The 20,817-nt window shown below is 65.3% G+C and carries 18 protein-coding genes; 13 read left to right on the forward strand and 5 right to left on the reverse strand.

Translation table 11 applies throughout. The features are described from left to right. The first annotated feature begins 62 nt into the window (after positions 1–62). From FJ980_RS14270 to FJ980_RS14280, 3 genes are read left to right on the forward strand one after another with little or no spacing between them, the layout of a single operon-like run. On the forward strand, positions 63–506 hold the full coding sequence (locus FJ980_RS14270; RefSeq protein ID WP_140543660.1) for a FixH family protein: 444 nt from the start codon (positions 63–65) through the stop codon (positions 504–506). A 7-nt stretch (positions 507–513) separates the two neighbouring features. After that, on the forward strand, positions 514–1,722 hold the full coding sequence (locus tag FJ980_RS14275; RefSeq protein WP_140543662.1) for a cytochrome c peroxidase: 1,209 nt from the start codon (positions 514–516) through the stop codon (positions 1,720–1,722). Between the two features lie 19 nt (positions 1,723–1,741). Beyond that, the gene (locus FJ980_RS14280; RefSeq protein ID WP_181176104.1) at positions 1,742–1,924 is read left to right on the forward strand and encodes a hypothetical protein; all 183 of its coding nucleotides are present in this window, start codon (positions 1,742–1,744) and stop codon (positions 1,922–1,924) included. A gap of 352 nt (positions 1,925–2,276) precedes the next feature. On the opposite strand, the gene FJ980_RS14285 is transcribed toward FJ980_RS14280, so the two are convergent. After that, complete coding sequence (locus FJ980_RS14285) at positions 2,277–2,729, reverse strand: Lrp/AsnC ligand binding domain-containing protein (protein ID WP_040981793.1); 453 nt, start codon at positions 2,727–2,729, stop codon at positions 2,277–2,279. Between the two features lie 164 nt (positions 2,730–2,893). On the opposite strand from FJ980_RS14285, the gene putA reads away from it, so the two are divergent. Continuing rightward, complete coding sequence (putA, locus tag FJ980_RS14290) at positions 2,894–6,502, forward strand: bifunctional proline dehydrogenase/L-glutamate gamma-semialdehyde dehydrogenase PutA (protein ID WP_140543664.1); 3,609 nt, start codon at positions 2,894–2,896, stop codon at positions 6,500–6,502. Between the two features lie 547 nt (positions 6,503–7,049). Here the strand turns inward: putA and FJ980_RS14295 are convergent. Next, entirely contained in the window at positions 7,050–8,006 is a 957-nt protein-coding gene (locus tag FJ980_RS14295; RefSeq protein WP_140543666.1) for a TonB family protein, read from the reverse strand. 193 nt (positions 8,007–8,199) lie between these two features. Beyond that, the gene (locus FJ980_RS14300; protein ID WP_181181200.1) at positions 8,200–10,419 is read right to left on the reverse strand and encodes a TonB-dependent hemoglobin/transferrin/lactoferrin family receptor; all 2,220 of its coding nucleotides are present in this window, start codon (positions 10,417–10,419) and stop codon (positions 8,200–8,202) included. Positions 10,420–10,619: 200 nt separating this feature from the next. On the opposite strand from FJ980_RS14300, the gene hemP reads away from it, so the two are divergent. The 5 genes from hemP (at position 10,620) to FJ980_RS14325 (ending at position 14,761) form a co-directional block, all read left to right on the forward strand. Then, positions 10,620–10,826, forward strand: coding sequence for a hemin uptake protein HemP (hemP, locus tag FJ980_RS14305; protein WP_140543668.1), 207 nt, complete (start codon positions 10,620–10,622; stop codon positions 10,824–10,826). A gap of 68 nt (positions 10,827–10,894) precedes the next feature. Further along, positions 10,895–11,956, forward strand: coding sequence for a hemin-degrading factor (locus tag FJ980_RS14310; protein ID WP_140543670.1), 1,062 nt, complete (start codon positions 10,895–10,897; stop codon positions 11,954–11,956). 11 nt (positions 11,957–11,967) lie between these two features. Continuing rightward, the gene (locus tag FJ980_RS14315) at positions 11,968–12,861 is read left to right on the forward strand and encodes a hemin ABC transporter substrate-binding protein (RefSeq protein WP_140543672.1); all 894 of its coding nucleotides are present in this window, start codon (positions 11,968–11,970) and stop codon (positions 12,859–12,861) included. A gap of 6 nt (positions 12,862–12,867) precedes the next feature. Beyond that, on the forward strand, positions 12,868–13,965 hold the full coding sequence (locus tag FJ980_RS14320; protein ID WP_140543674.1) for an iron ABC transporter permease: 1,098 nt from the start codon (positions 12,868–12,870) through the stop codon (positions 13,963–13,965). A gap of 7 nt (positions 13,966–13,972) precedes the next feature. Further along, positions 13,973–14,761 (forward strand): heme ABC transporter ATP-binding protein, encoded by a 789-nt coding sequence (locus tag FJ980_RS14325; RefSeq protein WP_140543675.1) that lies wholly within the window; start codon positions 13,973–13,975, stop codon positions 14,759–14,761. Between the two features lie 352 nt (positions 14,762–15,113). On the opposite strand, the gene rirA is transcribed toward FJ980_RS14325, so the two are convergent. After that, entirely contained in the window at positions 15,114–15,575 is a 462-nt protein-coding gene (gene rirA / locus FJ980_RS14335; protein WP_140543679.1) for an iron-responsive transcriptional regulator RirA, read from the reverse strand. A gap of 198 nt (positions 15,576–15,773) precedes the next feature. Here rirA and FJ980_RS14340 point away from each other — a divergent pair, with 198 nt between their 5' ends. The 3 genes from FJ980_RS14340 (at position 15,774) to FJ980_RS14350 (ending at position 18,238) form a co-directional block, all read left to right on the forward strand. Continuing rightward, entirely contained in the window at positions 15,774–17,069 is a 1,296-nt protein-coding gene (locus tag FJ980_RS14340; protein ID WP_140543681.1) for a DUF445 domain-containing protein, read from the forward strand. Between the two features lie 65 nt (positions 17,070–17,134). Beyond that, the gene (gene phaP, locus FJ980_RS14345) at positions 17,135–17,563 is read left to right on the forward strand and encodes a TIGR01841 family phasin (protein ID WP_140543683.1); all 429 of its coding nucleotides are present in this window, start codon (positions 17,135–17,137) and stop codon (positions 17,561–17,563) included. A gap of 177 nt (positions 17,564–17,740) precedes the next feature. Continuing rightward, the gene (locus FJ980_RS14350; RefSeq protein WP_095764985.1) at positions 17,741–18,238 is read left to right on the forward strand and encodes a MaoC family dehydratase; all 498 of its coding nucleotides are present in this window, start codon (positions 17,741–17,743) and stop codon (positions 18,236–18,238) included. Between the two features lie 23 nt (positions 18,239–18,261). On the opposite strand, the gene FJ980_RS14355 is transcribed toward FJ980_RS14350, so the two are convergent. Next, positions 18,262–19,680, reverse strand: a complete 1,419-nt coding sequence (locus FJ980_RS14355; protein ID WP_140543685.1) for a PLP-dependent aminotransferase family protein — start codon at positions 19,678–19,680, stop codon at positions 18,262–18,264. A 102-nt stretch (positions 19,681–19,782) separates the two neighbouring features. On the opposite strand from FJ980_RS14355, the gene FJ980_RS14360 reads away from it, so the two are divergent. Further along, the gene (locus FJ980_RS14360) at positions 19,783–20,646 is read left to right on the forward strand and encodes a DMT family transporter (protein WP_140543689.1); all 864 of its coding nucleotides are present in this window, start codon (positions 19,783–19,785) and stop codon (positions 20,644–20,646) included. Positions 20,647–20,817: the final 171 nt, after the last annotated feature.

The following is a 20,817-nucleotide window of genomic DNA, read 5'->3' on the forward strand; positions in this document are numbered from 1 at the left end:
CCCACAGGCAGGGCGGGACGCGACAAGCGGCCCGCGACGTTAGCAGCCGAAGAGGAACGGGCTTGGCATCGATATGGCGTTACATTCTTGCGGGTCTCGGTTTGGCCGCGCTGCTGGTCGGCATCGTGGCCGCCATCTATCTGACGCTGCCGCAATCGGCGCCCGGACCGGACCTGTCGCGCTCGAAAAAGACGGCGAACGGCCTGTTCGTCGCAAGCTTCGAGCCGGAGCGCGGCATCGTCCGGCAGGGCGAGCTGCAGTCCTGGCTGCTGACGCTGAAGACGGCCGCCGGCGCGCCGGTGGAGGGCGCTGCCATCACCGTTTCCGGCGGGATGCCGCAGCACGATCACGGCTTGCCGACCAGTCCGCAGGCGACCGACTATTTGGGCCAGGGGCGCTATCGCATCGACGGCGTGAAGTTCACGATGAGCGGCTGGTGGCAGCTGCACTTCGGTATCTCGGCGGCGGCGGGCTCCGATTCCGTCGTCTTCAACATCGTGTTGTGAGCGGGCCATGAGGCGTATTGCCAGCATCGCAAGCCTGCTGGCTTTAGCCGCTTTTGCCCTGTTGGGCGGATGCGGCAAGCCGCAATTCGGCGACGCCGAGAAGAAGACCATCGCGTCGCTGGCGCTGAACACTCTGCCTTCGCTCAAAGTCGACACCACCAACCAGTATGCGGACCTACCGGCGGCCGCGGCGCTTGGCTCGACGCTGTTCTTCGATGCCGGCATGAGCCGCGACGGCACGGTGTCCTGCTCGACCTGCCACAAGATCGACCGCCAGTTCCAGGACGACCTGCCGCAGGCGGTCGGCGTCGGCCACACCAACCGGCGCACGATGCCGTTGGCGGGCGTGGCGCGCAATCCCTGGTTCTTCTGGGACGGAAGGCGCGACAGCCTGTGGGCGCAGGCGCTGACGCCGCTTGAAAACCCGCTCGAGCAGGCCGGTAACCGGGCCGCCTTCGCGCATTACATCAAGAAGCGGTTCGGCGAGCGCTATGAGCGGATCTTCGGACCGCTGCCGGACCTGTCCAGCGTGCCGGCCAATGCCAGCCCGGTCGGCAGCGACGCCGAGAAGGCGGCGTGGAACGCCATGCCCACCGGCCGGCAAGACGACGTCAACCGCGTCTTCGCCAATATCGGCAAGGCGATCGCCGCCTTCGAGCGATCGATCGAGCCTCAGCAGACGCGCTTCGATCGCTTCGCCATCGATCTGGCGACCGGCGCCAAGCCGGAAGGGGACACGGCATTCTCGCCGGAGGAAGTTCTTGGGCTGAAACTGTTCATCGGCAAGGCCAATTGCGTGACCTGCCACAATGGCCCGCGCTTCACCGACAACTCCTTCCACAACACCGGCGTCCCGCCGGTCGACGGCCTGCCGCCTGACCGCGGGCGCGTCGATGCCGTGGCGCAGGTCGGGGCCGATCCTTTCAACTGTCTCGGCAAGTTCCGCGATGGCGACGAGAGCGCCTGCCGCGAGCTGCGCTTCATGGTGAAGGACGGTCCGCAAATCACGCGCGCCTACAAGACGCCCTCGCTCAGGGGCGCGGCTTACCGGCCGCCTTACATGCATGCCGGGCAGTTCGCGACGCTCGACGAGGTGGTGGCGCATTATTCGAAGGCGCCGCCCAGCGTGGAAGGCGTCTCGGAAGTGCACCCGCTCGACCTGTCCGAGCGCGAGCGGGCCGCGCTGGTGGCGTTCCTGAAGACGCTGTCGGAGTGAAGGGATAAAAGGTGATCCCATGAACCGAAAAACAATTCCCGTCGAAGATGCTGCCAAGGACTGGTTTAAGGACCCGGAATTTGTTGCTGAATTCAATGCGTTGGACGCGGAATTCGCGATGGTCGAGGCAGTGATAAAGACCAGCAAGCAGATCGATCAGATGAGGAAGCCTCGCACTAGTGGCACTGCACAGGGATTTTGACCGGTCGGCTCTGTTTGCGTTGGCAGGTGGCACGCGTTAGAGATTGGCCCAGCGCGATCGTCATTCCAGGGCGGAGCAGGAGCGAAGCTCCGTCGCGAAGACCCTGGAATCCATGCCGTTACCTTCGCCAAGGCGTGCAACGGAGCAGAATTCTGCACCGTGGCGGCGCTTCCAAGTCTCGGAATGGATTCTATGGTCTGCGCCGCGTCGCTTCGCTCCTTGCTCCGCCATAGAATGACGAGGTTGAGGCGGCTTCAGCCAATCCCCGGCGTTTGCGCTGACTTTCACGGACATAAACGGAAAATCTCACACCAAGACAAACGGCAACCTTTCAGAATCCCTGTGTCGGGAACTACCGGTCCTTCACCGTCTCCATCGCTACGAAGGTCGACGTCTGGGCGACGTGGGGCAGGGCGGAGATGCGCTCGCCGAGCACCCGGCGATAGGCGGCGATGTCGGTGGTGCGGACCTTCAGCAGATAATCGAAGCTCGATGCCATCATGTGGCATTGCTCGATCTCCGGCACGCCCTGAACAGCGCGGTTGAAAGCGTCGAGCGCTGCCGAGCGCGTGTCCGATAGCTTCACCTGGACGAAGGCGACATGGCCTTCGCCCATGCGCTCGCGGTCGATGACCGCGCGGTAGCCGCGTATGTACCCGTCCTTCTCCAGCCGCTTCACGCGCGCTTGCACCGGCGTCTTCGACAAGCCGACTTTCAAAGCCAGTTCGGACATTGAAAGCCTGCCGTCGCGCCCGAGCGCGGACAGGATGTTGCGGTCGATGCGGTCCAATTGGTCTTCGGTCATCAAAATTGCAGTCGAAATGATGGGACTAGTCCCTATATGATAGATCGATCAGTCTACCATGTCGATTTCTTTGGACCGACTGGAATCCGCAGCTGTGCTAGCTTGCGCCATTCGGTCCGGCGACCGCCAGACCGTTCGCTCACGCTCGCTTTCATGGACCCGCCATGCCGCTCGACGCCATCCGCCAGCAGATCCGCGCCAATTATTTGCCCGACGAAGACGAGGCGGTGAAGCGCCTGTCGGCGGCGGCCGGGCTTTCGGCGCAGGAGCGCAAGGCGATCTCGGCGCGCGCGGCCGATCTGGTGCGCGCGGTGCGCGGCTCGACCGATCCCAGGCTGATGGAGGTCTTCCTCTCGGCCTACGGCCTGTCGACCAAGGAAGGCGTGGCGCTGATGTGTCTGGCCGAAGCGCTGCTGCGCGTGCCCGATGCCGAGACGATGGACGACCTCATCGCCGACAAGATCGCGCCGCATGACTGGTCGGCGCATTCGGGCGGCTCGAGCTCGATCTTCGTCAACGCATCGACCTGGGCGCTGATGCTGACGGGGCGCGTGCTGGACGAGGGCGAGGGCGGCATCGAGGGCACGCTGCGCGCCATGGTGCGCAGGCTGGGGGAGCCCGTGATCCGCAAGGCGGTCGCCGCGGCGATGCGCGAGATGGGCGAGCAGTTCGTGCTTGGCCGCACCATCGCCGAGGCCGTCAAGCGCGGCCGGCCGATGACGCAGAAGGGTTATCTCTATTCCTTCGACATGCTGGGCGAAGCGGCCCGCACCGAAGCCGACGCGCTGCGCTACCACCGCGCCTATGCGGATGCGATCTCCTCCCTCGATGCCGGGTCGAACGGTCCCGACATCCGTTACAATCACGGCATTTCGGTCAAGCTCTCGGCGCTGCATCCGCGCTATGAGGTGGCGCAGCGCGAGACGATGCTGCCGGTGATGGCCGAGCGGCTGCTGTCCTTGGCGCTTGCCGCCCGGCATTCGCGCATGGGCCTCAACATCGATGCCGAGGAGGCCGACCGGCTCGACCTGTCGCTCGACGTCATCGAACGCGTGCTGGCCGACCCGGAACTTGCCGGCTGGGACGGTTTCGGCGTCGTCATCCAGGCCTATGGCCCGCGCGCGGCATTCGCCATCGATTGGCTCTATGCGCTCGCTAGGAGATACGATCGCAAAATCATGGTGCGGCTGGTGAAGGGCGCCTATTGGGACACCGAGATCAAGCGGGCGCAGACGCTCGGCCTGTCCGGCTATCCCGTGTTCACCCGCAAGGCCAACACCGACGTTTCGTATCTGGCCTGCGCGAAAAAGCTGCTGTCGATGACCGACCGCGTCTATCCGCAATTCGCCACGCATAACGCGCACACGGTTGCCGCCATCCTGTCGATGTCGACGAACCGCGACAGCTTCGAGTTCCAGCGCCTGCACGGCATGGGCGAGGCGCTGCATGAGACGGTGCGGCAGGCCGAGGGCACGCGCTGTCGCATCTATGCGCCGGTCGGCGCGCATTCGGACCTGCTTGCCTATCTGGTGCGGCGCCTGCTGGAGAACGGCGCCAACTCCTCCTTCGTGCACCAGTTGACCGACGAGGAGGTCGAGCCCGAGGAGATCGCGCGCGATCCACTTGCGGTTATCGAGACGCAGGGGCCGGCCGCCAATCCGGCGATCGCTCGTCCCGCCGCGATCTTCGGCGCCGGACGCCGCAATTCCAAGGGCTTCGACATCACCGATCCGGTGACGCTCGCGGCCGTCGACAAGGCGAGGGCGGCGTTCGCCGGCGCAGATCGCTGGCACGCCAAGCCGGTCACGCGCGCCGCCGGCTACGGCCAGCCGCGCCAGATCGTCAATCCGGCCAAGCCCGACGAGATCGTCGGCACGGTGCATGAGGCGGCGGCCAAGCAGGTGGCGACCGCCGTGCGCATCGCCGTCGACGCGCAACCCGCTTGGGCGAAGCGTCCGGTTGCCGAGCGCGCCGCGATCCTCAACCGCGCCGCCGACCTCTACGAGGCCAATGCGGTCGAGTTCTTCGCTCTCGCCACCCGCGAGGCCGGCAAATCGCTGGCCGACGGCGTCGCCGAAGTGCGCGAGGCGGTCGACTTCCTGCGCTACTACGCCGCCGAGGCGGCCAATGCCGAAGCCGGCACGCAAGCGCGCGGCGCGATCGCCTGCATCTCGCCGTGGAATTTTCCGCTGGCGATCTTCACGGGCCAGATCGCGGCGGCTTTGGTCACCGGCAATTCGGTGATCGCGAAACCGGCGGAGCAGACGCCGCTGATCGCCTTCCGCGCCGTGGAAATGCTGCGCGAGGCCGGCGTGCCTGAGGATGTCATTCAGCTTTTGCCGGGCGATGGCGCCTCGGTCGGTGCGCCGCTGACGGCCGACCCGCGCATTGCCGGCGTCTGCTTCACCGGCTCGACCGAGGTCGCCAAGCTGATCGAGAAGCAATTGGCCGAGACCGCGGCGCCCGATGCGATGCTGATCGCCGAGACCGGCGGCCTGAATGCGATGATCGTCGATTCCACCGCGCTGCCGGAACAGGCGGTGCGCGACATCCTCGCCTCCGCCTTCCAGAGTGCCGGCCAGCGCTGCTCGGCATTGCGCGTTCTCTATGTGCAGAAGGACGTCGAGAAGAAGATGCTGGAAATGCTGAAGGGCGCGATGGAAGCGCTTACTGTCGGCAACCCTTGGGCGATTTCGACTGATGTCGGTCCTGTCATCGACGACGAGGCGCAAGCGTCGATCAGCGACTATTGCAAGAAGAAGGGGCTGGAAGGCAGGCTGATCGCGAAGTTGGAAGCGCCGGCAACCGGCCGTTTCGTCGCGCCGCATGTCTTCCGCGTCAAAGGTATCGAGGACATGGAGCGCGAGGTGTTCGGCCCGGTGCTGCATGTCGCGACCTTCGACGCCGACGAGATCGACGCGGTGATCGCCGCCATCAACCGCAAGGGCTATGGGCTGACCTTCGGCCTGCACACGCGCATCGAGGGCCGCGTTCAGCATTTCGTCGACGGCATCCATGCCGGCAACATCTATGTGAACCGCAACCAGATCGGCGCCGTCGTCGGCTCGCAGCCCTTCGGCGGCGAGGGGCTTTCGGGCACCGGCCCCAAGGCCGGCGGACCGCATTACCTGCGCCGCTTCCGCAAGGGGCCTGAGGCCGGCACCGAGGTGGCCGAAGGCCACAAGGTGACCGCGACCGAGCTTGCCGACAATCTGCCGGATCCGGCGCTGGGCGGCTGGTCGACGCGGCCGGACCGCGTGGCGATCCTGAGGAAGCATCTGCGCGGCAAGGGCGCGGCGGCGATCGCTGCCGCTGCCAGCCTCGATTTCGGCCAGGTCGACCTGCCGGGACCGACCGGCGAGGCAAACACGCTGTCGCTGGCGCCGCGCGGCCGGGTGCTGTGCCTAGGCCCGGATGCAGAGACGCTACTTTCCCAGACGATCCAGGCGCTCGCGGCCGGCAATGCGGTGCTTGCGGTGGCGCCGGGCGCTCCGGCGGCGCTATCGGCGCTGACCGGCAAGGGTCTGCCGCTGGCGGCGATCGACGGCCGGCCCGATCCGGTCGAGGCGCGCTCGCTGCGGGTCGATGTCGTCGCCTTCTCCGGCACGCCGGAAGCGGCGCGCATCGTGCGCAAGGTGATTGCCGAGCGCGCCGGGCCGATCGTGCCGCTGGTCAGCGAGGTGCTGAACCCGGCGGCCTACGCGCATGAGCGCGCGGTCTGCGTCGACACCACGGCGGCGGGTGGCAACGCCAGCCTGCTGGCGGCAGCATAGTTCCCCAGCACGGCGATTTTGGCCAGTCGGCTATGTCTGCGTAGGCAGTTACATGCCTTGGCGATTGACCGGAACGCTCATCGCGATCGTCATCCACGGGTCTCCGCGACGCCGCTTCGCGGCTGCTTCGCCCGTGGATGACGAGGTTGAGAAGGCTTCAGCCAATCCCCAGCGTTTGCGCTGATTTCACTGACCCGCCGGCAAGTTTGAGGATCCCTGTGTCGAGGAACTAGCTGGCGCTGCACGGGGATTTTGAAAGGTTGCCGTTTGTCTTGGTGCAAGATTTTCCGTTCATTTCCGTGAAATCAGCGCAAACGCCGGGGATTGGTTGAAGCCGCCCCAACCTCGTCATTCTATGGCGGAGCAAGGAGCGAAGCGACGCGCGCAGACCCGAGGATCCATTCCGTGACATGCGAGCGTCGCAACGGTGCAGAGTTCTGCTCCGCTGCGCCGGCTTCTTCCGAGCCGTTCTGGACCTTGAAGCGGTTCATGGCGATGTACATTGGCTTCCTTTCGAAAGGGACGAATTATTGGGATGGCGAGGGTTCTAAAAAGGGCCGATCCGCGCCTTGAACACCCAACTCAATTTTCCGGTCTCGGGTGGAATGGGAGGGAACGGTGCCTGCTTGCGCACCAGCGTCAACGCGAACTGATCGAGCTCGGCGGACCCTGAACTTTCGGCGAGCTGCAGGTCGCTGACGCTGCCGTCGGCCGCGACGACGAAAACCACCCTGGCATTGTTGCGAGCCTTGGCCTGGATCGATTTCGAAACGCGACGGTTGGCGCGGGCAAGCTTCTTCTGGATTTCACCGCTGTAGCGGGATTCCAGCGCATTGCCGGCGGCCTGTTTCTTGCCCTTGCTGGCGACGACAGGCGCGTCGCGCGTATCGCCATCCGCCGTGCCTCGCGGTTCAACGGTTTCGCCTGGCCCCGCCGATGCGGCTGGTGCGCTCGATGCCGCGCTCGGGACCGGCGATTGCTCGGGCTCGGCAGGGGGCGCTTGTGTGCTTTGCGGCTCGATCGCGGGCGTCGGCTTGCTGTCCGTAGGGACGCTCTGATTATCCTGGCGCGGTGTGGCGGCTGCCAGGATATTCGGGGCCTGCTCCTTGACGGCTTCCGGCGGAGGCTGGCGCACCACTTGCTCACTTGCCGGCTGCGGCGCCTCGGCCGGCGGAGCGGGTTTTGCGGCCTGGCGTTTCACCGGCTGCGGATCCGGCACCAGGGTAACATCCACCGCGCCGGACGCCTGGTCATCCAAGGCGCTGCCGATGACGTTGGCGCCAGACTGGTCGGCGCCCTCGGCCCTGATCGCGTCCGCAGGATCGAATGTTCCCGCGGGTGCGATCAGAAACGCCGCCGCGGCGGCGCCATGGAGCAGGCCGGAGGCGACGATTGCCACTGCCCATCCGCGGTCTCCCGCGGATTGCCGCGTCTGCATGAGCGGCGCGTGCGGCTTGATCGCCGGTTCACTGCTTGCATCCGAAGGGTGATTGATGTCCTGCATGGCTCGCGTCGAGACCTGCCGCACGTGACGAGGAATTGTCAAATCAAGATCGGTTGCCGCCCATGGCGGACCGGAGGCGGGCCGGACCTGAGGCAGGGGCCGGCGCGGACTGGGCCCACGCCGGTGTCAGGCCGAGCGACATCGCCAGCGCCCGAGGTCAGCAGGCGAGGCGATGCCATCAAGCTTTTATTCCTCAGCCCCCAAAGCGCATGGTTGCCGCCAGCTTCAGGGTGACGCCGGGTTCGTAGAGGACGGCGGTCGTGCCTCCGTTGAGCGGGTTGGTGTATTTGACGTCGAACAGATTGTCGGCGCGGAAGTCGAGCTTGAGATTGTCCGTCGCCTGGTAGCTGGCGAAGGCGTTGACCAGCGTATAATCCTTGGCCGCCGGATTGCCCTTCGGCTTGCCGTTATACTGCACCTCGCCGCCGACGGTCAGCTTGTCCTCGAGGAAGCGCAGGCCCAGCTGAGCCGTCACCTGCGAGGAGGGGATGGTGGCCGGGTCGGCACGCTCGCCTTCATAGGAGATGGTGTGGCCGTTGATGATGGAAGCCGACAGGCCGGCATAGCCCCAGCCGGCGTCGTAGAGGCTTTCCAGCTCGAAGCCGTCGATCTTGGCCTTGGCGAAGTTCTGATACTGGAAGCAGATCGGAATGCCCGGGCCAAACGGGCAACCGCTGGTCGGATCGAAGGGCGAGAGCGTCACGCCGTCGATGTAATCGTCGACATTGTTGTGGAAGTAGGCTGCCTTGAGCCGCAGCGCGTCGCCGCCCTCGATGATGTCGTTCTGCTTGTAGTTGACGCCGAACTCGACGGTCTTGCCGGTCTCGGGCTTGAGGTTCGGATTGGGCAGGAACGGAAAGCTGACGCCGGCCGGATGGTTGCCGCTGATCAGCGTCTCGGTCAGCGAGGGCGAGCGATAACCCTCGGCATAGGTGCCGTAGAACTGCAGGCCGGCGAGACCTGCGCTTTCGAAGGGCGAGACGCCGATCGTGATGCGCGGCGAAACCCTGTCGCCGGACGCCTCGTTCGTGTCGTCCTCCAGGCTGTAATGGTCGTAGCGCAGGCCGCCAATGACCTCGAGCCATTCCCAGGTCAGCTTGTCCTGGATGTAGGCGCCGGAGACGTTGCGCTTGCCCGATGGCGTGTAGAAGGAGTCGCCGCCGGCCGTGCCGCCGGTATCGACATCGTCGCCGACCCAGTCACCGCCATAGGTCAGTTCGTGGGCGACGCTCGCCGTCTCGAAGCGGGACGTGTTCCAAATGTCGATGCCGGTCGTGCCGACATCGAAGGTCGACAGCGAGCCGATCGGCAGCACCACGGGCAGGCCGGTGACCGGATCGAAGCGGTTCTGCGCGGTGAGCGTGGTCAGGTCGAGAAGGGTCTTGTTGTAGGAGGCGTTGATGTGGAGGTCGAGCCAGCTCCTGGCGTCATCGGTGATGTTGTAGCGAGCCGTGAAAGTGTTCGACTTGAGGTCGACGTCGTTCGCCGGCACGCCGCCGCTGGTCTCGGTCCAGCCGTCCTTCGAGCCGACCCAGCCGAGCTTCAATTCGCTGTTTTCGCTCGGGCGTATGGTGGTCTTGAGCAGGCCGCTCAGCACATCGAAACCGGTGCCGGCAACGGTGTCGCCGCCGCCGTTCTTGTAGTCGCCGTAGTCGCGGTAGACGATGTTGCCGAGAACATCCCAGTTGTCGTTGATCCGGTAAGCGCCGGTCGCGCTGGTGGTCCAGCCCTTGCCGTTGCTTTCATAGCGCCCGGTCAGCGAGCCGGCCCAAGTCTCCTCCGGCTTGAGGAAATCCGCCGCGTCCTTGGTGTCGAAGAAGACGACGCCGCCGATGGCGCCGGAGCCATAGGTGTTGGCGGTCGGGCCGCGGATGACGTCGACGGATTTGATCAGCTCGGGATCGACATAGAAGGTCGATTGCGTGCCGTGGTCCGAACGCTGGAAGTCCTGCCTTGCGCCGTCGACGATGACCGCGACGCGGCCGAAATCCTGCAGGCCGCGGATGTTGATGCTCGAAGAGACACGCCGCGCGTCGGCCTGCACGGTGACACCCGGCACGCCGAGCAGCATCTCGTTCGGGGTCGTCGCCATGCGGCGGTCGAGCTGCTCCTGGTCGACATGGCTGGCGGAAGCCAGCGACTGGATCGCGGTTTCGCCCGTGCGGCTGATGACGAGGATCTTGTCGAGCAGGGTCCCTTCGGCCGCGGCCTTCTCGTCAGCCTGCCTTTTCTGATCGGACTGCTGCTGGTTGACCGCCGTCTGCGCGGCCTGCTGGGCCTGCGCGGCGGGCGCACTGAGCGCAATCGCCGCCGCTCCGGCCATCAATGCGGCGATTGTCTTTGCAATCGATCGGAAGCCCGGCCCCACGCTATCGCCAGCCAGGCCCGTCCGTCCCCAAGTCACCAACTCCATGCCCCAACTCCAGATTTTCAGGCTCGTAGCTGGCTGGCCGGTGGCTCGCTCGCATTTTTGATCACATCCGGCGTCTTAAATGTTGACTAATTTACTCCGGTAATGCACTGACTAGTAAACATGATTATTCGAGTCAAGAATTGAATCGGCATTTTGAGAGGCTGCGGCCAAGGTGGCCGTCAGAGGAAAGGACCGACCCGATGAACACGCACAATCCCAACGATTTCCGCTATCGCGTCCGCCGCCCGGAAGACACGCAGATGCATTACGAAAGGCTGCCGCTGGCGGTGAGGACGCTCTCCAGCAACACGCTGTTCCAGGGCGAGCACGAGATCGGCATCGAGCATCACGGCGCGCTTTACCGCCTGAAGATCACCCGCCAGGGCAAGCTGATCCTCAACAAGTGATCGGAACCGGCGGGGTTAGGCCAGCCCATATCAGTCAGCACGGGTGGAAGACATTGCAGGTGGACGAAATGGACCAGCGCGTTAAACCGTTGCCGGAGGAAATCCGGCGGGCGCGAGAAGAAAATTCGAAAATGCGGGAGCGCGATCTCTCGGCGCAACTGGGCATTTCGGAAGCGGAACTGGTCGCGGCGCACTGCGGCTTCGGCACTGTCCGCGTCGAGCCGCGTGTCAACGATCTGCTGACCGGGCTCGAGGCGGTCGGCGAGGTGATGGCGCTGACGCGCAACGAAAGCGCCGTGCACGAGAAGATCGGCGTCTACGACAAGGTCGTCACCGGCAACCATAACGCCATGGTGCTTGGCGAGAACATCGACCTGCGCATCTTCCCGAAGGCCTGGATGCATGGCTTTGCCGTCGAAAAGCGCGACGGCGGCGAGATCCGCCGCAGCCTGCAGTTCTTCGACGCGGCGGGCGAGGCGGTGCACAAGGTGCATCTAAAGCCCGCATCCAATCTCTATGCCTACCAGAAATTGGTGGCGAGCCTCGAATCGTCGAACCAGGAACCGACCGTCGCGATCCTCCCAAGCGCCGCGGAAGGAGAAGATGAAGGGCAGGGCTCGGCTGCCTCGATCGGCGATCTGCGCGACCGCTGGAGCCGGCTTACCGACGTGCATCAGTTCTTCGGCATGCTGAAGACGCTGAAGCTCAGCCGCCGCGAGGCCGTGCGCATGGTGGGCCAGGACTATGCCTGGCTGCTCGATAATGACGCGGTCAGCGCCATGTTCCACCACGCTGCGGCAGGCGAGATGCCGATCATGTGCTTCGTCGGCAATCGCGGCTGCATCCAGATCCATTCCGGCCCGATCAAGTCGGTCAAGCCGATGGGTCCGTGGCTCAACGTGCTCGACGAGACTTTCCATCTGCATCTGAGGACCGACCACATCCACGAGGTCTGGGCGGTGCGCAAGCCGACCAAGGACGGCCATGTAACCTCGCTGGAGGCCTATGACGCCGATGGCGGCATGATCATCCAGTTCTTCGGCAAGCGCCATGAAGGCGAAGGCGAGCGGGAAGACTGGCGTTTTCTGGCCGAGAACCTGCCCCGCATTCCCAATCCGACCGCTGCATGAGGTAGCACCCAATGCGCTTTGCTCTCAGTTTCCGCGCGGCGCTTGCGCCGATGCTCGGCGTCCTGCTTGCCGTCGCCATGCAGCCGGCCACGGCGGATGAAGGCACGACTGTCTTTGCGGACAACTCGCGGATCGCTTCCATAGGCGGCTCGATCACCGAGATCGTCTATGTGCTCGGCGAGGAAGGCCGCCTCGTCGCCCGCGATTCGACCAGCAACTATCCCGAGGCGGCGGCGAAGCTGCCGGATGTCGGCTATATGCGCGCGCTGTCGCCCGAGGGTGTCCTGTCGGTCAATCCGACCGGGATCCTGGCGCTGCAGGGCAGCGGCCCGAAAGAAGCGGTCGACGTGCTGAAGAAGTCGAGCGTGGCTTTCATCGAGGTGCCGGACCGCTACGATCATGAGGGCACCCTCGAAAAGATCCGCGTCGTCGGCAAGGCGCTGGGCGTCGAGGCCAAGGCGGAGAAGCTCGTTGCCGAAACGGACGCGAAGCTGGCGTCGGCCGAAAAGCAGACGGCTGCGATCAAGGATCGCAAGCGCGTGCTGTTCGTGCTGTCGACGCAGGGCGGCAAGATCCTTGCCGCGGGCAGCGACACGGCGGCCGACGGCATCATCAGGCTGGCCGGCGCAGTCAATGCGGTCCAGGGCTTTTCCGGCTACAAGTCGATGACGGACGAGGCGATCGTCAGCGCCAGGCCGGATGTGATCCTGACGATGACGGGCGGCGGACCGACGATCTCGGAAGCGGAGTTGTTCGCCAACCCTGCCGTCGCTTCGACGCCGGCGGGCGTCGACCGCAAGATGATCAGCATGTCGGGCGGCTACCTGCTCGGCTTCGGGCCGCGCACGGCGGATGCCATCCGCGATCTTGCCGTTTCGCTCTACGGCAACCAGGTCCAGGACTGAGCGGCGATGGCCGAACAATCCATTGCCGGCGCGGACTGGGCGATGGCAGCCGATGGCGACCGCTCGGCCCGGGCAAGGTTCGTCATCGCGCTTTTGTGCCTGGCGCTGGCCCTTTCCGTATTCCTGTCGCTGACATCGGGCGCCTCCGACGCCTCCGCAGTCCGCGTCATCCGCGATTGGTTTACGAGCACCGTGCCTGCCGACGCGGCGCTTGCGGCGCGCGACCAGTTGATCGTCTATGACATCCGTATGCCGCGCGTGCTGTTCGGCGTGCTGATCGGCGCGGCGCTCGCCGTTTGCGGCGCAGTGATGCAGGGCCTGTTCCGCAATCCGCTTGCCGATCCCGGGCTGATCGGCGTCTCCGCCGGCTCCAGTCTCGGTGCGGTGGCGATCATCGTGGTCGGCACGACCTGGCTTGCGCCCGTCACGCTTGCGCTGGGCACGCTCGCTTTGCCGCTCGCGGCATTCTTCGGCGGGCTCGCGGTGACATTGCTGCTTTACGCGATCGCTACGCGCCAGGGGCGGACGTCGGTCGCCACCATGCTGCTTGCCGGAATCGCCATCAGCGCTCTTGCCATGGCGCTCACGGGTGTCCTCATCTTCATGGCCGACGACCGGCAGCTGCGCGACCTGACGTTCTGGCAGCTCGGCTCGCTGGCTGGCGCGACATGGCCGAAGATCGGCACCGTGGGGCCGGTGATCGTGCTGGCGCTGTCGGCGATGCCGTTCCTGTCGCGCGGCCTCAACACGCTGGCGCTGGGCGAAGCGACCGCGGGCCATCTCGGCATTGCGGTGCAGCGGCTGAAATACACGGCTGTCGTCGCGGTGTCGGCGGCGGTCGGCGCTTCGGTCGCGGTCAGCGGCGGCATCGGTTTCATCGGCATTGTCGTGCCGCATGTCCTGCGGCTGGCGATCGGTCCGGACAACCGCTATTTGCTGCCGGCCTCGGCCCTGCTCGGCGCATCGCTGCTTCTCATCGCCGACGCGGTCGCCCGCACCATCGTCGCGCCGGCCGAACTGCCGATCGGCATCGTCACCGCGGTCGCCGGCGCGCCGTTCTTCCTGTGGATCCTGCTGCGCAAGCGCGGCGTCGTTGATCTGTGAGTTCGCCATGATCGAAGCGCGCGATATTTCGGTGGCGATCGGCGGCAAGCGCATCGTGTCCCATGTCCACTTCGCGGCGCGGCCCGGCGAGGTGACGGCCATCGTCGGACCGAACGGATCCGGCAAGACGACTTTGCTCAAGGCGCTGACCGGCGAGCTCGCCTATACCGGCACCGTCACCCTCAACGGCCGCGACCTGTCCGTGATGAAGCCGGTCGAGGCGGCCACGCTGCGCGCGGTGCTGCCGCAATCGACGGCGCTGTCCTTCCCGTTCACCGTGCGCGAGATCGTTCGCCTCGGCCTGATCGGCGGGCGCTCCGGCGTGCTGCCCGGCGAGAATGCGCGTTTGCCCGAGCGGGCGCTGGCGCGTGTCGACCTCGGCGGTTTTGCCGGCCGCTTCTACCAGGAGCTTTCCGGCGGCGAGCAGCAGCGCGTGCAGCTTGCCCGCGTGCTGTGCCAGGTCTGGACGCCGGTGCTCGAAGGGCGGCCGCGCTATCTCTTCCTCGACGAGCCGGTCTCCAGCCTCGACATCAAGCACCAGCTCATCATCATGAACATCGCGCGCGATTTCGCCCGGCGCGGCGGCGGCGTGCTGGCGATCCTGCACGACCTCAATTTGACGGCCATGTATGCCGACCGGATTTTCGTGCTGCATGGCGGCCAACTGGCGGCCGCGGGGTCGCCAACGGACGTGCTCAATGACGAGCTGATAGAGAGGGTGTTCGACTGCCGGCTGAAGGTCGGTGCTCTGCCTGCCGCGAACATGCCGTTCGTGTTGCCGCAATCGGCGGCGTAGACTTGGCTGCGAGGACGGTTTTCCGCCTTCGTCATCCACGGGCGGAGCGGGAGCGAAGCGGACGCGCAGACCCGAGGATCCATTCCGTTACATCAACCGAAGAATGCAGCGATCCAGAAAGGAGCGCTGGCGCCAACGCCAGTTCTGCATCGCTGTAGGGCTGAAACGTCACGGATTCTAGGGTCTGCGCTGCGTCGCTGCGCTCCTTGCTCCGCCCTAGAATGACGAAGCCATGGGTGGCGCGCCCCACCCGCGAGGCCATGGGTGGCGCCCATCCGGAGAGTCACGGATGGCGTTGCACCCGGAAAGGTGTGAGGTGGCTCCCCTCGAGAACCAAGCCGCAAGGGCTCAATCACGCTGCCGGGGCGCGTTGCTCCAGGAGGTCGATGCCGAGCAGGCTGCGCACATTCGGGCGCGCGGCGACGAGGTCGGCGATCGTGTAGCGTGAAAGCACGGCGAAGAAGGCGTTGAGCGCCTCGCGCAGCGCCGAATTCAGGGCGCAGCTGTCGACCAGCGGGCATTCGGCTGCGTCGTTCTCGAAGCATTCGGCCATGGCGAAACTCTCTTCGGTGACGCGCACGACATCGAACAGGTTGATCTGTTCCGCCGCTCGGCCGAGCCGCACCCCGCCGTTGCGGCCGCGCACGGTCTCGACCAGGCCGGCCTCGACCAGCGGCTGCAGGATCTTGAACAGGAACAGCTCGGACACCGAATAGGCGGCGGCGATCTCGGGGATGCGGCTCAGCCTTTCAGTGTTAGCGGCGCAGTACATCAGAATGCGCATCGCATAATTGGTCTGGCGCGTGAGCCGCATGGTATCCTCGCGAAACATTAGCTTAAAGCCGAATATGGCCCATAGTTTGGAACAATTCCAGACTGGACCGGTACATAGCTGAATAATCGTGTCAACTTTTTGTGCATGCCGGCGCATATGGTGCTCCCGCGCTTCGAACGAGCGTTTTGCCGGCGCAGCCACTAGATAGAAGCGGGTGCAAACAGGAAACGCCTTTCCATGTCACGGACAGCTTCGGCCCTCGCGCCGGTTCGATTCGACGCCGATGCCAAGGCGAAGCTCTCGGCGTTGCGGCGGACCAAGTTCGTCGCCGCCGCGGCGCTCGCGCTGTGCATCCTCGTCTTTGCGCTCGCCAAGTCCTTCGAGGGCGGCCATCCCTGGCTCGGCTTCGTCGCGGCTTTCGCCGAGGCGGCGACCATTGGCGGCCTCGCCGACTGGTATGCCGTGGTGGCGCTGTTCCGGCGGCCGCTCGGGCTGCCGATCCCGCACACGGCCATCATTCCGGAGAACCAGCACCGGATCGCCGACAATCTCGGCCGCTTCATCGAGGCCAATTTCCTGGCGCCGGAGCCGGTGCGCGAGAAGCTCGCCGAAGTCGATTTCGCCGCTTTGGTCGCCGACTGGCTGGCCGACGCCGAACGCGCCTCCGATCTGTCGCGATTCGTCGTACGGCTGGTGCCGCAGACATTGACGGCGGTGGAACAATCAGGCCTCCGTGACTTCGTCACCAGCCGCATGCTGGAGCAGATCGAGAAGGTGCCGCTGGCGCCGCTCGCGGCCGATCTTTTGTCAGCGCTGACCGACGATCGCCGCCACCAAAAGCTGTTCGACGAATTCATCCGGGTCGTCGGGCGTTTCCTCAACGACGAGCAGGCGCTGGCGACGATGCGCGAAAAGATCCGCGAGGAACTGCCGTCGCTGTTCAACCTGTTTCGCGCCGATGCCTATCTCTTGAAGAAGATCGTCGCGTCGGCGGGTTCGCTGCTCGATGAGGTGCGGGCCGATCCAGATCATCCCATGCGCGCCGAATTCGACCGCTTTGCGCTCGCCTTCATCGAGCGGCTCAGGACCTCGAAGCAATATGCAAGGCGCGCCGAGAAGCTGAAGCGCGATTTCCTCGGACGTCCGGAGGTGCGGGCGCTGGCCGGCGATGCATGGACAAGCCTGCGCCTGTTCATCGAGCAGGACGTCAATGCGCCGAATTCGACGATCCGCGAGCACCTCGCCAACATGTTCGTCGAGGTCGGCAGGCATCTGGCCGACGACGCCCAGATCAGGGCCGATATGAACCAGGGTTTTGTCGTGGCGCTGGCTTCGTTCGTCGAGAGCCAGAAGAGCGGGGTGTCGACATTCATCGCCGATCAGGTCAAGCGCTGGGACCTGGCGCAACTGACGCGGCTGATCGAGCTGAACATCGGCAGGGACCTGCAATATATCCGCTTCAACGGCATGATCGTCGGCGGGCTTGCCGGGCTGGCGCTCCATACGGCGGAGCAGCTGTTCCTCGTCAATTGACGCCGGCCCAAGGAGCACTATTCTCCTTCAAGGGCGCCGCATCGCGGCCGGCAGGGAGGCAGGGCATGGCAAGACAACCGGAATCGGACTCGTTCCTCGACATGTTCAGCAGGTTCGGCCGCGACCTCAAGCTGCCGAATGTCGACGTCCAGGCGATCCTCGACCATCACCGCAAGAACCTCGAAGCCCTGGAAAAATCGGCGAGGGCAAGCGCGGCCGGCGCATCCTCGGTGCTGGCGAGGCAGCATGAGATGGTCCAGAATGCCATGCATGAGATCACGCGGATGGCGCAGAACTATCAGACGCCCGGCAACCCGCAGGACCTGATGAGCAAGCAGGCGGAGTTTGCCCGCAGGTCATTCGAGACGACGCTGAAGAATGCCAGCGAATTGGCCGACCTTGTGCGCAAATCCAGCACCGAATCGGTCGAGATCCTGCGCGACCGGATCCGGGATGCGATGGCGGAAATCCGCGCCGGTTACGAAAAGAAATAGGCTACCTGGCGATTTCGGACCCATCACCGACGATACTCGATGCAACCGGCGCAGGCGTCCGAGCGTTCTCGGCCTGCCCAAAGCATCAACTCTACCGGCGAAAATCGCGGGGCGGCGAATTGACAGAGGCCGCCGCTTCATGGTCGGGAGACAGGCAAGAGTGATGGGAAAGCCGGAATGACGGAAACACGGCCGAGAACGCCGCCGACCTTCGAACAGTTGCGCACGATGTCCGGGCAGGAGCTCGGCGTGTCGGACTGGACGACGGTCGACCAGCAGCGCATCGACCAGTTCGCCGAATGCACGGGCGACCACCAGTGGATCCATGTCGATCCGGAAAGGGCGAAACGGCAGAGCCCGTTCCGCACCACTATCGCGCATGGCTATCTGACCTTGTCGATCATCGGCGCGCTGGCGCTGGAGATGGGCATCGTGCCGGAAAACACCCAGGCCGCCTTCAACTACGGCTTCGACAAGGTGCGCTTCCTGGCGCCGGTCAAGGCCGGCGCGCGCATCAGGCTGCGCACCACGCTGCTTTCGATGGAGGACCGCGGTCCCGGCCAGTATCTGATGAAGGCGGCCAACACCGTCGAGATCGAAGGCGAGCAGAAGCCGGCGCTGACCGCCGAGACGCTGGTGATGATGTATGAGCGCCGCAAGCGGGCAGGGGCCTAGGGCCTGCTGAGACCCAGCGTAGACTATGCGGCCGTGTGACGAGACGCGGCTATCGTCTTTTCGAGCACCCTGAAGATACGCTCGTCGGCGCACTGGGCGACGTTGAAGCGCATGAAGCGGCCGGCGGTGTGCGACAGGCTGAAGGCGTTGCCCGGCGCCAGCACGACATTGTCCGAAAGCGCATGACGGGCAACGTCGGCGGCGTCGATGCCGTCGGGCAGGCGGCACCAGAGGAACATGCCGGCCGGCTGGTCGATCCAGGGCACGATGCCCATCGCCTTCAGCCTGCCGGCGGTCTCGGCCATGGCGCGCGACAGGCGCGTGCGCAATTGCTCGACATGTTTGCGGTAGCTGCCGTCCTTCAGCAGGGTCAGCACCAGCTCGGCGGACAGCCGCGCACTGCCGAAAGTCGTGGCGATCTTGAGATCGGTGAGCCCCTCCATCCAGTCGGCAGGTGCCGCGATGAAACCGCAGCGCACCGAGGCCGACAGCGTCTTGGAGAATGAACCGATCTGGACGACGCGCTGCAGCCCGTCGAAGGCCGCGAGCCTTGGGGCGCGGCTGTGTTCGAAGTCGGCGAAGATATCGTCCTCGACAATGGTGAGGTCCGCCTGGTCGGCGAGCTTCAGGAGCCGATGCGCGGTGACCGGCGACAGGATCGCGCCGGTCGGGTTGTGGATGCCGGAATTGGTGATGTAGAGGCGCGGCCGGTGCTCGGCGAGCGCCGCGGCGAATAGCTCGATGTCCGGTCCCGACGGCGTATAGGGCACGCCAACAACCTTGGCTTGATGGGCGCGCAGCAGGGCGTGGAAGTTGAAATAGCAGGGATCGTCGACCAGGACCGCGTCGCCCGGCTCGATCAGGAAGCGGCACAGAAGGTCAATCGCCTGAGTGCCGCAGTCGGTCAGCATGATCTGGTCAGGCGAGACTTCGACGCCATGCTCGGCCATGCGCCTTGCCAGCAATTGGCGCAGCGGCGGCAGGCCGAGCGGCGTGCCGTAATCGGCAAGCGTTACGTCGTCGGCGCGGGCGGCGGTGCGCAGCGCCCGGCGCAAGGCGGCCTGCGGCATCCAGGACGCCGGCAGCCAGCCGCAGCCGGGTTTCAGCATCTCCTCGCCCGCCTCCAGCGATTGCCGCGAGACCCAGAGCGGATCGACGGCGCGGTCAAGCCGAGGGCCGATCTCGCCTAGTGACAATGGCGCGAGCTGGCCGGCGGCGTAGAAGCCGGAGCCAGGCCGCGAACGGATCGTGCCTTCCGCCGCGAGGCGCTCATAGGCTTCGACCACGGTCGATTTCGAAACCTGCATGGATCTGGCCATGGCCCGTATCGACGGCAGGCGGGCTCCGGGCGTCAGCATGCGCGCCGCGATCCGCTGGCGGATTGCCGTCATGACGGTTTCGACGAGGGTGGCGCCACTGGCATTTGGGTCGGACGCGTCCATCTGTACTTCCCTGCGGACCATTACAGTTTTGTCGAATTGTACCTCATTGTCTCTGGTGATGCCATGGCTTGTCCCGGTACGGGAGCACAAACGGAGCGGATGATGGAAAAGAGTTTTGACGGCTGGCTCAGCGGCTTCATCGGTGTGCTGATCTTCAGCGGGTCGCTGCCGGCGACGCGGGTGGCGGTGATGGATTTCGACCCGACCTTCCTGACGGCGGCCCGGGCGGCGATTGCCGGTCTGCTCGGGATTGCGATGCTGCTGCTGTTTCGCGAGAAGCGTCCGGAGCGCAGCGACCTGATCTCGCTCGTCGTCGTCGCGCTGGGCGTCGTGGTCGGCTTCCCGTTGCTGACGGCGCTGGCGCTGAAACATGTCACCTCGGCGCATTCCATCATCTTTGTCGGCCTGCTGCCGCTGGCGACTGCTATCTTCGGCGTGCTGCGCGGCGGCGACCGTCCGCGCCCGGCCTTCTGGCTGTTCTCGTGCCTGGGCAGCGCTTTGGTCGCAGGCTTTGCCCTGGCGCAAGGCGTCACCGCGTCGCCGGTCGGCGACGGCCTGATGCTGGGCGCCATCATCGTCTGCGGGCTGGGCTACGCTGAGGGGGCCAAGCTGTCGCGCAAGCTCGGCGGCTGGCAGGTGATCTGCTGGGCCTTGGCGCTGTCGCTGCCGGTTATGCTGGCGTTGAGCTTCGCGACGCTGCCGCCATCCTTCGCCGCCATCGGTTCGGGCGCGTGGATCGGCCTCGCCTATGTCTCGCTTTTCAGCATGCTGATCGGCTTCATCTTCTGGTATCGCGGCCTGGCGCAAGGCGGCATCGCCGTCGTGGGGCAGCTGCAGCTGCTGCAGCCCTTCTTCGGCCTGGCGCTGGCGGCGAGCCTGCTGCACGAAAAGGTCAGCCCGATGATGATGGTCGTGACGCTGGGTGTCGTGGCCTGCGTGTTCGGGGCGAAGAAGTTCGCGCGGTAGGGGTGGCTTCCCGTAATCGCGCTCGGTTTTGCCGGGTGCGCATAGGCGCGCTGCACAGGGATTTTGACCGATCGGCTCTGTTTGCGTTGGCAGGTGGCATGCGTTGGAGATTGGCCGAAACGCCCATCGCGATCGTCATTCCAGGGCGGAGCAGGAGCGAAGCTCCGTCGC

Source organism: Mesorhizobium sp. B1-1-5, assembly GCF_006443065.1.
Taxonomy (GTDB): Bacteria; Pseudomonadota; Alphaproteobacteria; order Rhizobiales; family Rhizobiaceae; genus Mesorhizobium.